At 56.8% G+C, this 16,007-nt stretch carries 8 protein-coding genes; 6 read left to right on the forward strand and 2 right to left on the reverse strand.

The window, feature by feature from the left end:
• The first annotated feature begins 235 nt into the window (after positions 1-235).
• From ACTQW0_RS03675 to ACTQW0_RS03695, 5 genes are all read left to right on the forward strand, one after another.
• Positions 236-1,240 (forward strand): helix-turn-helix transcriptional regulator, encoded by a 1,005-nt coding sequence (locus tag ACTQW0_RS03675; RefSeq protein WP_154516919.1) that lies wholly within the window; start codon positions 236-238, stop codon positions 1,238-1,240.
• A gap of 155 nt (positions 1,241-1,395) precedes the next feature.
• Positions 1,396-5,763, forward strand: coding sequence for a hypothetical protein (locus ACTQW0_RS03680; RefSeq protein ID WP_441567000.1), 4,368 nt, complete (start codon positions 1,396-1,398; stop codon positions 5,761-5,763).
• A 254-nt stretch (positions 5,764-6,017) separates the two neighbouring features.
• Positions 6,018-8,015 carry a DNA gyrase/topoisomerase IV subunit B gene (locus ACTQW0_RS03685; RefSeq protein ID WP_441567002.1) on the forward strand — a complete coding sequence of 666 codons (1,998 nt, stop codon included), beginning with the start codon at positions 6,018-6,020 and terminating at the stop codon, positions 8,013-8,015.
• Positions 8,016-8,060: 45 nt separating this feature from the next.
• On the forward strand, positions 8,061-10,301 hold the full coding sequence (locus tag ACTQW0_RS03690) for a DNA gyrase subunit A (RefSeq protein ID WP_441567004.1): 2,241 nt from the start codon (positions 8,061-8,063) through the stop codon (positions 10,299-10,301).
• Positions 10,302-10,547: 246 nt separating this feature from the next.
• Positions 10,548-11,642 (forward strand): ATP-binding protein, encoded by a 1,095-nt coding sequence (locus ACTQW0_RS03695; RefSeq protein ID WP_154516910.1) that lies wholly within the window; start codon positions 10,548-10,550, stop codon positions 11,640-11,642.
• A gap of 107 nt (positions 11,643-11,749) precedes the next feature.
• Here ACTQW0_RS03695 and ACTQW0_RS03700 read toward each other — a convergent pair whose 3' ends face one another.
• Entirely contained in the window at positions 11,750-12,280 is a 531-nt protein-coding gene (locus ACTQW0_RS03700; protein ID WP_441567006.1) for a flavodoxin family protein, read from the reverse strand.
• Positions 12,281-12,991: 711 nt separating this feature from the next.
• A complete protein-coding gene (gene tet(W) / locus ACTQW0_RS03705) occupies positions 12,992-14,911 on the reverse strand; it encodes a tetracycline resistance ribosomal protection protein Tet(W) (RefSeq protein WP_441567008.1) in 1,920 nt (639 codons plus the stop codon).
• Between the two features lie 940 nt (positions 14,912-15,851).
• On the opposite strand from tet(W), the gene ACTQW0_RS03710 reads away from it, so the two are divergent.
• On the forward strand, positions 15,852-16,007 hold a 156-nt coding region (locus tag ACTQW0_RS03710), incomplete at its 3' end, for a helix-turn-helix domain-containing protein (protein WP_441567010.1).

A 16,007-nucleotide genomic window follows, 5' to 3' on the forward strand; every position in this document is an offset into this window, starting at 1 on the left:
CCTCATTATATGCAGAACGAGATGCGTTTCCCATCGCTGCGACAAAGCTTTTTGCAGGGGTGGCAATTTTTCCTACTGTCGAGGTCAGCTAGGCTTCGGTAGCCACCTTGGCAGCATCGCCAATAGACTCTTCCTTTATACGTTCTGCGTAATCGTATGCCATACCCGCAAATTCCAGTCCCGAGTAACAGGAGTACAATTGCTGCTATTGTTGCCAGCTGTTGGGAGATGGAAGATGGACTGCGATGGCTACCCTTGCGTTCCCATGCCGTTGATGTGCACCGCCTTTGTGCCGGGGCAGATTGACGCTGCGGTTGCAGGCATTTCCGACCCCGATTCGCGCGCCATTGCCACGGCAGAAGCGCTGTACTTTCGCGGACAGGCCACCCTCGCTGCCAAGACGGCGCGCCCCTATCTTGACGCCACCGACCCCGCACTGCGCTATTCCGCATGCTTTATCTGCGGATACGCCAGTCTTTCGCTCAACCGTATCGCCGATGCCCGCCGGTGCCTTACTGGCATCCTCGATACGCCGGCCGACGAGGAATCGCCTGCCGTCCACGCCATGCACATCCTGTTCGCCTCGGCCGCGAGCGTCCTGCTGCACTTGCCTTCCCCGTATTCCGCCGAAGAGTTTTATCCGCTTGCGGCGCATTTGCCCGAAGGCCTGCGCCTGTTCGCCAGCTACGTGATGGCGCACGCCTTGTATCTGCGCGGCGAATACGGCCGCAGCCTGGGCATGGTGGAAAATGCCCTGATCATGAAACAGGGAAGCTATCCCATCTCGGAACTGTTCCTGCACCTGGCGGCTTCCATGGCATGCATGAGCCTCAAGGACATCGACGCCGCAAAGGCACATTTCGGAGCCGCTTGGGACATTGCGCGCCCCGACGGCCTTATCGAGCTCATTGGCGCGCACCACGGCCTTTTACAGGGGCTCATCGAGGCGTGCCTAAAAGCGCAATACCCTGACGATTTCGCACGCATCATCGAGATTACGTATCGATTCAGCTACGGCTGGCGGCGCATCCACAACCCCGATTCGGGCGAGGACGTGGCCGACGATTTAACGACCACGGAGTTCACCATGGCCATGCTCGCCTGCCGCGGATGGACCAACGCCGAAATCGCACGCCACATGGAAGTATCGCCGGGCACTGTTAAAAACCGCCTATCAGGAGTGTATGCCAAGCTTGGTATCGGAACTCGCGCCGAGCTGGTCGCGCATATGTTGCGTTAGCGACCGGGCTGCCAAGCGCATCGAACGCGTTCCGGAACCCGGCGCTTCGCTCGATCAATTTGGACATTTTGACCCTTGAACGGCACTACCGCCACGGGGCACCTTCTCGCAAAATAGGATTATTTCCTCCGTTATTTGCGGGATGGGAGCCCAAAATGCTTGATCGTCGTTCGCTACTTATCGCCGGAGCATCCTCGCTGGCAGGCATCATGCTGCCTCGCGTGCCGAGCAGCGCAAACGCCTTCATACTGCCATTCGCCCCCACCGAGGCCTATGCCGACGAAGAAGACCCCTTCAAGGCGCTCGTTCTCTCGCGCACCATGTTTGGTGTGGTCGTGGTCGACGTCGCCAACAAGAATATGCCCATCAAGGGAGCCCAGGTCACGCTCGCGTCGCGTTATGCCGCGGGCAAGCAGATCTCCGCCACTACCGACGACGAGGGCACGGCCATCTTTGAGGTCGCGCCGCTTTCGGAAGGCTACGTGGACCAGGCAACGCTTCTCGACGCGTACGACTTTAACGGTGGCATCTCCATCAGCATGGCGGGCTACCGTGATGTCGAGATCCCCCTCACGCGCATCCAGGGCGGCACCGCCATTACCGCGCCCACACGTCCGCTTTCCGACGGTGAGCCGTACTTTCGCCAGCTTACGTTCGACGAGTGGGACATCCAGTACGCCGACGCCACGTTCATGGCACTGCCGAAGGACGACGCCGGAAACGACCAACCCGACACGCACGCCTTTACCGTGCAGGCACATCTGCCACAGGGTGGACAGGCAACGCTGTGCATCAACAAGGTAATGCCCGCCACGAGCAGCTCATCCGAAACCGTCACGCAAATTGGCCAAGTCAAGGCCAGTGCATCGGGTTCGGATAATCTGGCAACGTTCACACTCGAAGACACGTTCCTCGATGCAGCTTCGGGCCTTCTGGAGGAAGGATGCAAGCTGCGCTTTGTCCTCGACTATCAGGGCAAGACCTATACACTCTCCTCCCCCATGGCCGTTGTCACCGCGCCGGCCGCAAAGGCAGAATCGGGCTCGACCACTATCGTCCCCACCACCATGGACCAAGAGATTACTCCGTTTGATTTCCCGGCGGCGTTTCCCGGCATCGGCGGAAATAAGTTCACGTGCTGGATGCCCTCGTTCCCCATTTTGTTTAATTTCTCTTTTGCCGGATACGTGCTGTTTGGCGGAGGATACAAACCGGTCGGCTACATAAACGATTCGGGCAATCCGGATCCGGAATACTGGAAGAAGTCACCGCGAGAGTCGGGCGCCAAGCAGGCAAACCGCTACCTCGACGAGATGGAGGGGAAGTGGAATCAGTACAAAAGTATGAGTGCCGGTTCGGGCACCGATCCAAGGAACACTAAGCTGCTTCGTCACCACTGCACGCCGCGTTTTACGATGAATATCGCCACACAGCTGTACGGATCGCTCGCCTACGACTGGGTGGGCAAAACCTGGGGTGACAACAACGACCCCGCATTTGGCAATATTAAGGCCCTCTTCCAGGTAAGAACCGACCTCAATTGGACCGAGCAGTTTACCCTAGGACCGGTGCCGTTTTTCCTAAACGTCAACCCCTGGGTGCTGGCGAAGCTGGCGCTCGCCGTGGGTGCCCACACGCACGGCAGCGGCGCGGCGTTTTTTAAAAACATTTCGCTCGACTATTCAAACACCTCGGGCTCGTTCACCATCCAGATCGGGCTTGCCGTCACCTTTGGCGCCGGCGTTGCAGGCGTCGCTTCGTCTGCCGTTCGCGGCGCCGCATCCCTCACGCTGTTCATTGGGTACGAGAAGGCAGATGGACACCAGCTTCCGCGACTGCGCGTAGGTGCAGACGTCGATGTCGATGTGATACTCCAGTTCGTAATGTTCAAGTGGACCACCAAGGCTTGGTCGGGGTCGTGGCCCACACTCCTCGATTCGTGGAATATGTCGGTGAACAATGGCAACCAGTATGTGCTCCAGCGCTCTGAGCTCGCATTGGGTGGAGATACGCCTTACACGTTGGATGCCCGCTTCGGCACGGCCGGCAACGCCGAGGCAGGCGGCGTGCCGCAATTTATCGCATCGGCCACCATCGTCACCAACGCCGAGCTGCTCGCACGCGCCGAGGTTAAGGCCACTGCCGTAAACGTCGCGCCTGTCGTGCGCGATTGGAATCAAGCGGTCACGCGCATTGAGCTCGAGGCGGATGCAGAAAGCGACGACACGGGACAGATCGAGCATTTCGTCCATACACTGATAGAGAACGACGAAAACGCCGCGCCGATGTATGACTACACCTATATCGGGCAGACGACGAACGCCGTTGCGGACCCCAACGCCAATTCTGCTGGTGTATCGGAGGACGAGCGTGGCGGCATCAAGCCCTCGAGCGACAACGTGCTGTTTGCTGGCGTGCTCAGCGAAGCCCACATGAAGCTGGCAATGATTGCCGGCGTAGAATGTCTGTTCCGTATCGCCTCGGTGCGCTACGGCGACAATGGCCGCTCGCGCCTGGTGGTGCACACAAAGGCAAACGGCACGTGGTCCGCTCCCACTCCCGTGGACTTTCCCCTTGGGTTTGGCGAGGGCGACGTGGAGCGCGACGGCATATTCGATTACGACTTCGACGTGGTGGAATATACGGACGGAAGAGGAAACCAGGACGCCTACGTGCTGCTGATCTCGGGCGAGCGCCCCGCCGGTGACAACACCCTTTTCGATACGGCAAGCACAGCCGGCATACTGTCCGTCGTGCGCCTGCGCATAAGTAATAGCAAAGTTCGCGTGGTGTCGTATACGTCGTGGCGCAGCATCTCGCGCGGCCGCCTTCAGGAGGATGGCTACCATTGTCTGCAGTGCCCGCGTATCACGGTGGGCAAGACGCTCGTCGACGGGCGCCTGTCGGGTGCCTACCTCCACCGCCGCGGAACCACCGCAGAAAAGGCGCTCGGCAGCGAGGCCGAGGTTGCGCTGGAATGCTTTACCTTGTGGTCGGATGATTTGGGCGACAGTCTCACGTTCCGTCAGCTCCTCCGCTTTCCGCAAGCACCGTCGAGTATCGAGCTGGGCAAGCCCGAGAATATCAACGGCAAAATGGTGGTGTCCGTTGCGTACGAGACCGCAGACGGTTGCGGCTGCGCATCGTACGCCGTGATCGGCCAGTCCATTGCGTGCTGGGACGTTATGTCACCAGACGCCACGGTACCTCATGCGGTGCCATGGCCACAACATTCGGGCTTTTTGGCAACCGTCAACGAGCAACTGCAGCATATTACTTGGACGCGAGGCGCATCGGCATTTGCAACGCAGCCCGTGGGTGCCGCAGGCTGTGGCCCGGCATCGTTTAGCGTAAGCAACAACGGCAGGTGCGTGCTCTATGTAGAGAACACCGATGGCAAGGTGGGACAAACCTACGACGAAGAAGGCAACCCGGTAGCAGTGATGGGCAAGCACTTCCGCATCTTCGCCAGCACCTTGGCAGGCGATCTGTTCACGGAGCCGTTCGTGATGTGCGAGCTGGACCATCCCGTCGATCAGATAACGACATTTTTGACGTCGGGAGGCATGCTCTCCGCACTCGCCACGCACATTGTGAGCGCGGAGAAGAGTGAGGCAGAGCTGCACGGCATCGAAGTGCCCTTGGTGGCGTGTGCCACTCCGACGGGCGCGGTCGCTACCTCGGGCGCGGTGGTACCCGGAGCAGCAGGCGAATCCTTCATGGTCACGGTGCGAAACGACGGCAACACCTTGCTGACCGCCGGCACGATCGATCTGTACCGAGAGGGCTCCAGCCAGCCGTTCTCCAGCGCATCCATCGGATTCGGACTGAACGCACGCATGGTTTCGATCAACGATCCAGAGCTTGCCGAGGATGCTTCGGCCAAAGACATGGCACACGTGAAGTACGCGCTCGAGACGCTGGGCGCACGTTTTGCAACGCACCCGCTGGTAGCCGACAACGGCAACGCCGTGCTGGCACCGGGTTGCACGGCACAGTTCCGCATGAGCTTCGCCATCCCCGAGAGCTGGAGCGACGATGTGGGCAAACGCGTAACGCTGTATGCGAAGGCGCATAATCTGGTGGCGCTCGATCCCGTAACGCTCGAGGAAATTCGGCCGGGTGCAAACTCGGCGCTGGGTGCCGTACTGCACGAGCTTCATGTGCCCGACGCGGCATGCGAACGCTCAGAAGTTCAGGTCGGCGTATGCGACAGCGCGGATACGACGGGGCTTCACGATGCACCGATGACGGCGGACGACGGTGGCGGCTCGAGTGGCGGCGGTACTGACAAGGGCGGCGGCTCCGGCGGAAGCAGCTCCAGCAGCGGCAAGGACCACAACAATAGCAAGCGCCCCGGAAAAGCGGGCGCGCTTGCGGGCACGGGCGATACATGCGCTCCCCTTACGGCAGCCGCTGCAGCACTCGCCGCGGCAGGCGCCGGCCTCGTCGCCTACAGCGCCCGCCGCACGGCGCTCGAAGCCGATACCGCCAATGAGGTCAATTCGGATAGGCCCCGCTAGCTCCTAGTTACTTTTGTGAGAGACGCCGACTCGGCTCATTCGTCATCGTTATGCGGACATTACAACTTCGGTTCGCTATTCAAACTTACTCACACAAAACCGACTCGGTTTTGTGCGAGTAAACGAATCCCCATCGAACTCCGAACGATTGTTCGATGGATTTCGTGTTGGTTGGAATCGCCCAAGGGCTGGGCTATGCTACCTTGACTATCTATATGACTAAAACGCGGCAAAGGAGCATCGAGAGAGCGAGCATGGCAAAGAACACCGCAAACTATGGTAACGACAGTATTCGTCAGCTCAAGGACGAGGAGCGCGTACGCCTGCGCCCCGCCGTCATCTTTGGCTCGGACGGGCTCGACGGCTGCGCGCATGCCGCCTTCGAGATCCTGTCCAACGCCGTTGACGAGGCGCGCCAGGGCTACGGCAAGCTCATCACCCTTACCGCCTTTCGCGATGGCTCCATTCAGGTAGAGGACAACGGCCGCGGCTGCCCGCTTGACTGGAACCCCTCCGAGAAGCGCTTTAACTGGGAACTCGTCTTTTGCGAGCTTTACGCCGGCGGTAAGTACAACAACAACCAGGGCGGCGACTACGACTTCTCGCTCGGCACCAACGGCCTGGGCTCGTGCGCAACCCAGTACGCCTCCGAATACATGGACGTCACGGTTTGGCGCGACGGCAACAAGTACTCTCTGCACTTTAAGAAGGGCAAGGTCGTCGGCGCCAAGAAGAAGGCACTCGAGGTTGAGCCCAGCGACGAGGACCGCACCGGTACCACTATCAAGTGGCGCCCCGATCTTGAGGTCTTTACCTCCATCAGCATCCCCCACGATTGGTATCGCGAGACCATGCGCCGCCAGGCCGTGGTCAACGCCAACGTGACCTTCCGGCTGCGCATCGAGGGCGACGACGGCGAGTTTTCCGAAGAGGACTTCTGCTATCCCAAGGGCATCGAGGACTACGTGCTCGAGAAGGTCGGTACCGACTACCTTACCGAGCCCTTCTTTATCGAGGCCGACCGTCGCGGTCGCGATCGCGAGGATCTGCCCGATTACAACGTAAAAATCACTGCTTGCATGTGCTTCTCGCGCACTTTCACGATGCAGGAGTACTACCACAACTCCTCCTGGCTCGAGAACGGCGGCTCACCCGAAAAGGCGGCCCGCAGCGCCCTGACCAGCGCCATCGATGCCTACATGAAGCAACAGGGCAAATACAACAAAAACGAGAGCGGCATTAAGTGGCAAGATGTCCAGGACTGTCTGGTGCTGGTGACCAACTGCTTCTCCACCCAGACGTCCTACGAAAACCAGACTAAGAAGGCCATCAACAACCGCTTTATCCAGCAGGCCATGACGGCATTCTTTAAGGAGCGCCTCTCGACCTATTTGATCGAGAACAAAGATGCCGCCAACAAGATCATGGAGCAGGTGCTCATCAACAAGCGCTCGCGCGAGAATGCCGAGAAGACGCGCCAGAGCATCAAGACCAACCTGCAGCAGAAGACCGACATGGCCAACCGCGTGCAGAAATTCATCGACTGCCGCTCCAAGGACAAGAGCCGCCGCGAGATCTACATCGTAGAGGGCGACTCGGCAGCAGGCGCCATTCGCACCTCGCGCGATGCCGAGTTCCAAGGCGTTATGCCCGTCCGAGGCAAAATCCTCAACTGCCTAAAGGAGGACTATCCGCGCATCTTTAAGTCCGACATCATCATGGACCTCATGCGCGTGCTGGGCTGCGGCGTGGAGATCAAGGACAAGCGCATCAAGAACCTCGGTGCCTTTGACCTGGACAACCTCAACTGGAACAAGGTCATCATCTGTACGGACGCCGACGTCGACGGTTATCACATCCGTACGCTCGTGCTCACCATGCTCTATCGCCTGGTGCCCACGCTTATCGACGAAGGCTACGTGTATATCGCCGAGTCGCCGCTCTACGAGATCAACTGCAAAGAAAAGACCTACTTTGCCTACACCGAGCTCGAGAAGAACGGCATTCTTAAGGAGATCGGCGACCAGAAGTGCTCCATCAACCGCTCCAAGGGTCTTGGTGAGAACGACCCGGACATGATGTGGCTCACCACCATGAACCCCGAGACGCGTCGTCTGATCAAGGTGGAGTCCGAAGACGTCACCAAGATGGAGACCATGTTCAACCTTCTGCTGGGCAGCGACGAGGCGGGCCGCAAGCGCCATATCTCGGAGCACGGCAAGGAATACCTGGACCAGCTGGACCTGCAGTAGCAGCAAATCGATAACGACGGCCCATAAGAAGTTCAAGAGGAAATCGTGGCAAAGAAGAAGACGAAGAACCAGCCAAAGAAAAAGCAGGTCAACGCCGAGAACGTCATCGGCCTGCACTCCGAGGTCACCAATCAGCCGATCACGCAGACGCTCGAGGTCAACTACATGCCCTACGCCATGAGCGTCAACGTCTCGCGTGCGTTCCCCGAGATCGACGGTTTTAAGCCCTCGCACCGCAAGCTGCTCTACACCATGTACAAGATGGGCTTGCTCAAAGGTGAGCGCCAGAAGAGCGCCAACATCGTGGGTCAAACCATGAAGCTCAACCCGCACGGCGACGCCGCGATCTACGAGACGATGGTGCGCCTGGCCACCGGCAACGAGGCGCTACTCGCCCCCTTCGTGGAGTCGAAGGGCAACTTTGGCAAGTACTATTCGGGCGACCTGAGCTACGCTGCCTCGCGTTACACCGAGGCCAAGCTCGCCCCCATCAGTGCCGAGATCTTCAAAGACATCGACAAGGACCCGGTCGACTTTGTCGACAGCTACGACGGCGCCATGAAGGAGCCGCGCCTGCTGCCTACCACCTTCCCCAACATCCTCGTCTCGGCCAACAAGGGCATCGGCGTCGCCATGGCGTCTGACATCTGCGGCTTCAACCTCAACGAGGTCTGCACCGCCACCATGCACTACCTGCAGGATCCCAACTGCGATCTGCTCGAGTACATGCCCATGCCCGACTTCTCGACCGGCGGTGAGATTATCTACCGCCGCGAGGAGATGGAAAAGATTATCGAGACCGGCCTTGGCAGCTTCCAGATCCGCTCCCGCTGGCGCTGGATTCCCGAAGAGCGCATTATCGAGGTCTACGAGATCCCCTACACCACCAAGACCGATGTCATCATCGATCGCATCGTCAAGCTCTCCAAAGAGGGCAAGGTCAAGGAGATCGCTGACATCCGCGACGAGACCGACCTCTCGGGCCTGCGTATCGCCATCGATCTTAAGCGCGGTGTCGACCCCGACAAGCTCATGGCGAAGCTTTATCGCTCGACTACGCTGCAGGATTCGTTCTCATGCAACTTTAACGTGCTGGTCGATGGCTATCCCCGCGTTATGGGCGTACGCCAGATCCTGCACGAGTGGGTCAAGTGGCGTATTGAGTCCACGCGTCGCCGCATTAACTTTGACTTGGGCAAAAAGTCCGAGCGCCTGCACCTGCTGCACGGCCTCGAGGCGATCTTGCTCGACATCGACAAGGCGATCGCCATCATCCGTGGCACCAAGCTCGAGGCCGAGGTCGTGCCCAACCTTATGAAGGGTTTCGACATCGACGAGACCCAGGCCGAGTTTGTTGCCGAGCTTAAGCTCCGCAACATCAACGAGGAGTACATCCTCAACCGCACCAAGGACATCGCTAAGCTTGAGGGCGAGATTGCCGAGCTAGAGGAGATCCTCTCCAGCGAGGAGAACATCAAGAAGGTCATCAGCGACGAGCTGGCTGCGGTCAACAAGAAGTACGTGATGCCGCGCCGCACGGGCAGGATTGAGCCCCACGAGGTCATCGAGGTAAGCCTGGAGCCCGAGGTCGAGGAGTACCCGGTGACCATCATGCTCTCGCGCGAGGGCTATCTCAAAAAGATGACCGACCGCGTGCTCAAGAAGGCGGCCACGCTCAAGTACAAAGACGGCGACAAACCCTTTATCGAGTTCCCGTCCTCCAATACGCACGAGCTGCTGGTCTTTACCAACAAGAGCCAGGTGTACAAGTGCAAGGTCGCAGCGTTTGAGGACACCAAGTCGGCCCAGCTGGGCTCGTACTTGCCCACCGATCTTGAGATGGAACCCGACGAGAGCGTGATCTGGGTCATCGACCCCGAGGACTACAAGGCCGACGTGCTGTTCGTCTTTGAGAACGGCCGCGTGGTGCGCGTCGCGCTTTCTGGATACGTTACCAAGACCAACCGCAAGCGCCTCAAGAACGCCATCTACGGCGGCAGCAAACTGCTGTATGCACAGGTGCTCAAGGAAGACCGCGACATCGCGCTGGTCTCGAGCGACTACCGCCTGATGAACTTCAACACGTCGCTGCTCAAGACCAAGACGACCACCAACACGCAGGGCGTCCAGGCCTTTACGGCCAAGAAGGGCCGCTCGGTCACCACCGTCGACACGACCGAGGGGATTCTTGGCGCCGGCGTCTCGGCCGAGAAGTTCACCGCGCAGAGCCTCCCCTCCGCCGGTGCCCTCATGAAAGAAAACGACATGCCGAGTCTGTTTGACTAGGACGACGGCAACGAGATCGTTAGACACTTCGCAAAGCGACGAGGCCCGGAACGCAACGGCATTGCGCCCGGGACTCGTCGTTTTTCTTCTCAACTATTTTTTAACGCAGATAAATTGATTTCTGCTTATTTTTCTGCGTAAAACATGTCAGCGCCACTGCTTCGATGCCCTTTGGTCTGTCGTTAGCAAAACTTGCAAAAGTTAGCAAAACTTGCAAAAATTAGCAAAACTTGCAAAGGAGCTACCATGGAGTACAGCAAGAACCCCTTTACCCCAACATTTGGAAGCGTCCCTCCCTTTCTAGCGGGTCGCGAGCATATCCTGCGCGACATCAACCGTGGCTTTATCAACGGCCCGGGAGATCCCAACCTGTCGACTATTATTACGGGAGCAAGGGGAACGGGCAAGACGGCGCTTCTCTCGCTCCTTTCAGAAACGGCGCTTGAACACGGCTGGATCGCAGCAAATGTCTCCGCCATGCCAGGCATGCTCGAAGATATTATCGAGCGAACCAAAGAAGCCGCAGACAGCTATCTCTCACAGCCTCACGCGCGCATAAACGGCGTTCAAATTGGTCCAGTGGGCATCGATTGGACATATGCTCAAGAGGCCCAGGGCAACTGGCGCACACGCATGAATGGTATCTTTAAGCAACTCGAAAAACATGACATCGGACTTCTCATCACCATCGATGAAGTCACCGTCGATCTCGAAGAAATGCTTCAATTTGCCTCTGTTTACCAGCACTTTGTACGCGAAGGTAAAAAAGTTGCCCTACTCATGGCAGGACTGCCCTACAAAGTATCGGCGTTGCTGCGTAACGATTCCGTCTCGTTCCTCAGGCGTTCCCAATATCATCAGTTAGGACGAATCACTGACGTTGAAATTGCAAACGCGTTTCGCAAAACTGTTGAGGCCGGAGGACGTTCAATCACACCAGAAGCGCTCGAGGATGCTGTGAAGGCCGTCGACGGATTCCCCTACATGATGCAGCTCGTCGGATATCGCACATGGGATGTTTCGGAGAACTCGCCCAAAATCAGCGCACCTGATGTCCAGCAGGGTTCTCTGCTTGCCCGTATGGAGCTGCGCGATCGAATTCTCGAAACGACCTATCGGGAGCTTTCCGATAAAGACATTGAGTTTTTGCTCGCGATGCTGCCCGACTCTGGCCCCAGCAGGGTCTCGGAGATAGCCAAACGCATGGGCGTTGCCGGCAACTATGCAAGCCAATATAAACGCCGTCTCCTCGAGGACGGCGTCATCGGAGAGCGCGGGCGTGGTCTCGTTGGCTTTGACATCCCCGCATTCAGGGAGTTCCTGAGTGAGAAGGCCTCCTAGCACGCCGAGATTGTCCGCAAGGGCAACGGCGCATGGCAATCAACGATTCACCTGGCAAGGACGGCAAGCAGTTCAAATAACACCGATTGCCATGCGTTCTTCTTGTCTTAGGCGAGCTTGCGGGCGAACTCTCGCACCTCTTCCAACTTGGGCGACGATGCCATGCTGTCGTGCTCGGTCATACCGCTGATGGTGACAATGCCCTGGTTCTCCCACTTGCAGTACGCGCAGGCTGACTTGTACATAGCGATCGCCGCATCATAGACGCCCTCGCTGTGACTATCGAGCAAAACGGCCGTCTTGGTGAACGGGAAGCCCGTAGCACCGAAGGCGTACAGGCGGTCGATGGCGGCCTTCTCCTGCGCGGTGATATCGAACCAGTAGATTGGCGAAGCGAAGACGACCATGTCGGCGTCTTGCAGCGACTCGATCACGTTGGCCATGTCATCCTTCTGCACGCAATTGCCCTCGTGGGCGAAGCAATACTGGCACCCCAGGCAACCAGCGATTTTCTTGCTGGCAACGCGGACGACGTCGACCGTATTGCCGCCCTCGCGCGCGGTCTCGGCAAACGCCTCGACCATAATGTCGGTATTGGCGCCCTTGCGCGGGCTACCACTCAATACAACGATATTCATATGGATTCCCTCTTCTTCATGCTGCAGGCGCGCAGTGTGTTTTCTTGTAACCAAAACGTATGGACTTAATCAATCGCCAGCAGGCCATATCTCTTGTTCAAGTTCCCTAAAGAAGCTCAAGACGATTGCGATTGCCTTATACAACGTCGAAAACCAACAAGGGAGCCATGGTTGCGCCGCCTGCCCAGATGGCAGGCGGTCAAGATGAGCATTGGGAATCGCGACGACTTGATATCGCTCGCATGCCTCCTTCGGAATAGGCGTCAAGGACAACTACCTGGATAGCGAGCCGGCGGAACAGGCCTTCGGTCATATCGAGGACGGGATCGGAGCGGACGTGATTCGACTTCGGGCCCTTTAGGGATGACTGACCTCGACGCCTACGCAACCCACTGAAACGCTCGGAGGGGTCGGGTCAAATTGAAGGGACTGACCCCGGAGAAAATCCGGGACCAGTCCCTTGCAGCTTATTTATTTATTGAGCCGTCTAAGTTTGGGCCGCAGTTCGCACCCGCGCGGTACCGACTTCTTGCGGCAAGCGAAATGAGAGCGTCCAGTTTTATCAGATGCGCTTTCTTTTGCGCGCGCAGATTGCAGCTGCCAATGCAAGTACACCCGTTCCGGTCAGAGCAGCGCCAAGCACTGTTGCCGTATGATCGCCCGTTACCCTCCATAACTTCTGATTGTTGCCGTCTTGACGATTATGTATCTTTACATTACCTTCTGAAACATATGGCGCACCTTGTCCAGGCGGCTGTTTGGACGGCGGGGCTGGATGACCGGCTGACCGACAGCGGCCTGATATCCTTTCAGCTCTGTAAGGCATACGCTCCGCCCGTTGGTGTAAAAGGCCAGATCAGTACGGTATGCCTGTATACAGCGGGCGGGAATCTCGCCAGTAAAGACAACTTCATCCTTTTTTACCTGGGCCGTTTCGATGGTGGCACAGTATTTCGGTGCATCATGATAAGCCCTGGAAAGGTATTCCCGGGGCGCATAGAGGGTGAAGGAGAGATAAGGTTCCAGCAGTTGCGTCCCTGATTCCTTCAATGCCTGTTCCAATACAATCGGGGCCAATGAGCGGAAGTCCGCCGGCGTGCTGACCGGACTGTAATAAAGCCCGTATTCAAAGCAAATCTTACAGTCCGTTACGTTCCAGCCGAACAAGCCCTGCTCCAGCCCGTAACGAATACCATCCCTGACAGCGTTTTGAAAACTCTGGTTCAAGTATCCCAGCGAAACCCGGCTCTCGTATTGTACACCGGAGCCAAGCGGGAGTGGTGTAACAGACAGTCCGATGGATGCCCAAAACGGGTTGGGCGGCACCTCGATATGGATGGTGTGGCTGGCTGCTTTGAGCGGCCGCTCTAAATAAATGACGGTGGGTTCCTTCACCGCTGTTTCAATCTTGTACTTTTCCGCCAGCAAAGCGGAAACAACCTCCAACTGCACCCGGCCCAAAAAAGAAAGAATGATCTCATGGGTGATGGAATCCACCTCGTAGCGCAAAAGCGGGTCAGTATCCGCAATCTGCGTAAGAGCGTCCAGCAGCCGTTCTCTTTGCGCTGCCGTTTTCGGCGCAATCGTCGTCCGCAGCATGGGGAGGGGGTCCTCGCGCCACCTTTCACGAGGGAGCCGGGTGTTGTCCCCCAATACGTCGTTTAATCCCACGCTGTCGCTGGGAAGGATGACAATTTCGCCCTTGTGGGCGGTGTCTGTCCGAACAATCTCCCCTTTGGATGGAATACGCATCTCTGTGATTTTCAGCTTTTCTCTCCCGGCCAGGGCCACCGTATCCCGCAGGCGCAGCGTTCCGCTGTATAGCCGCAAATAGATGAGCCGCTGGCCACAATCTGTATACTCCACCTTGAAAACGCTGCCGCATAGGGCGTCGCTCCCCTGTTCCCCAATCGGTTGGAACAGCCCTGTCACCGCATCCATCAACGGTTGAATGCCAAGGCCCTTTTTGGCGCTGCCATGATAGACCGGGAACAGGGAGGCGTCTTGAACCCGCCGCTGTTCCTCCTGCGCAAGTTCTTCCCGGCTGATTGGTTCTCCTGCGATATACTTTTCCAATAATTCATCGTTATTTTCGATGACCGCATCCCATGCTTCTATGTCGGTATTTTCCTCCAGGACTATTTCCGGGGACAGCGACACCGTCTGCTTGATGATAATATCGGCGGAGAGCTTATCCCGAACAGACTGATACACGCCCTGCAAATCAACGCCAGCCTGGTCGATCTTATTGATAAAGATAACGGTGGGAATGTCCATTTTCCGCAGGGCATGGAACAGAATACGGGTCTGGGCCTGCACGCCATCTTTAGCGGAGATCACCAAGATGGCCCCATCTAAAACAGCCAAAGAGCGGTACACCTCCGCCAAAAAATCCATGTGGCCGGGCGTATCCACAATGTTGACTTTACATCTGTGCCACTGGAAGGAAGTGACTGCCGCTTGAATGGTAATCCCACGCTGCCGCTCCAAAAGCATGGTGTCCGTCCTCGTTGTCCCTTTTTCGACGCTCCCCGGTTCTGAAATGGCTCCGCTGGCATATAGCAGGCTCTCCGTCAAGGTTGTCTTTCCAGCGTCTACATGGGCAAGAATTCCAATATTGATTATTTTCATGTGATTGTCCTCCCTTTACTGCCCCGAAGGGCATAAAAATCCCCAGCAGTAAAATACTTTTACCACTGGGGATGATAATTTGCGGACATACACATATACAGCCTACACCTGTTTGTGAGTGCTGTTTTTGGGGATATGTCAAAATTGATAAGGCAAAAGTATTCTTAAATTGGGTACAAAAAACTAAGCCCCTACAAAAGGGACTATCATAATCCTTTGTTCCCACTATTTGATTATAGTTTTATTTAAGAATACCTTGCCGCATATTTTTTACTCCTTTTCTGGACTTGAATTATTATATCACATCAGTTTTAGGAAAACAAGTATCTAAAAGAAATTTTTCTTCCCCTTATATGTAACAATCATACCGGCTTCCTAACGTTCAGAATGGTTTCTACTGTCTGCTGCGGTGTTTGGTTGGAATTGTCCAGCCAAAAGCCGATCCGTGGTGTTGTCTGCATTTTACTAAATACAAATTCAATGTATACAGAAAGAAATATATAAGGAGTGGGAGGGATTCCGCCGTAGTCGGCATTGTAGGAAAATCCAAAAGTTTAGATTTTCTCAAAATGCTTATCTTTTGGTCTTTGGTTCGGAATAGTGTAGTGCTGGCGGTCTATCTATTGTTTTCGGTTGCTTGCTTCTTTACCGTACATGAGCATTTGCTCATGGCATCTCGCTTTCAAAGTCTTTTGAATCTGAGCTGGGACATGCATGCGCTTGCTCAGATTTGGTAAAAAGATACGATTGCTCCTTATTCTAATATAGGGTTTATTAAGGCAAATGCAAGCAAAAGATGCAATAGCGAAATCATTGCTATTGCCTTGATTATCAACTTTATCCGAACACCTCCCACATTCATCCGCACATGTACGGATGAATGTGGGAACCCGATACCCTGAGGGCCGGATCGGCCGGCCCCGGGAGATCGGAGGACGGTATGTCCGGAAAGAAGAAAAGCGGCTCCGCAAGGGCGGTCCCGAGGGCCTACGGAAGGCTCACGAGGCACGAGCGGGACACGGTCCAGAGGATGCTGGAGCGCAGGGCGTCGTGCAGGGAGATCGCGAGGGAGCTGGGCAGGTCGCCCTCGACGGTG

Origin of the sequence: Collinsella sp. LCP19S3_B7, from assembly GCF_052121795.1 — a bacterium.
Classification (GTDB): domain Bacteria; phylum Actinomycetota; class Coriobacteriia; order Coriobacteriales; family Coriobacteriaceae; genus Collinsella.

Bases quoted from the DNA above. Each gene is read 5' to 3' on its own strand.
- ACTQW0_RS03695 (WP_154516910.1), top strand. From the start codon at position 10,548: ATGGAGTACAGCAAGAACCCCTTTACCCCAACATTTGGAAGCGTCCCT.
- ACTQW0_RS03680 (WP_441567000.1), top strand. From the start codon at position 1,396: ATGCTTGATCGTCGTTCGCTACTTATCGCCGGAGCATCCTCGCTGGCA.
- ACTQW0_RS03700 (WP_441567006.1), bottom strand. From the start codon at position 12,280: ATGAATATCGTTGTATTGAGTGGTAGCCCGCGCAAGGGCGCCAATACC.
- ACTQW0_RS03675 (WP_154516919.1), top strand. From the start codon at position 236: ATGGACTGCGATGGCTACCCTTGCGTTCCCATGCCGTTGATGTGCACC.
- ACTQW0_RS03685 (WP_441567002.1), top strand. From the start codon at position 6,018: ATGGCAAAGAACACCGCAAACTATGGTAACGACAGTATTCGTCAGCTC.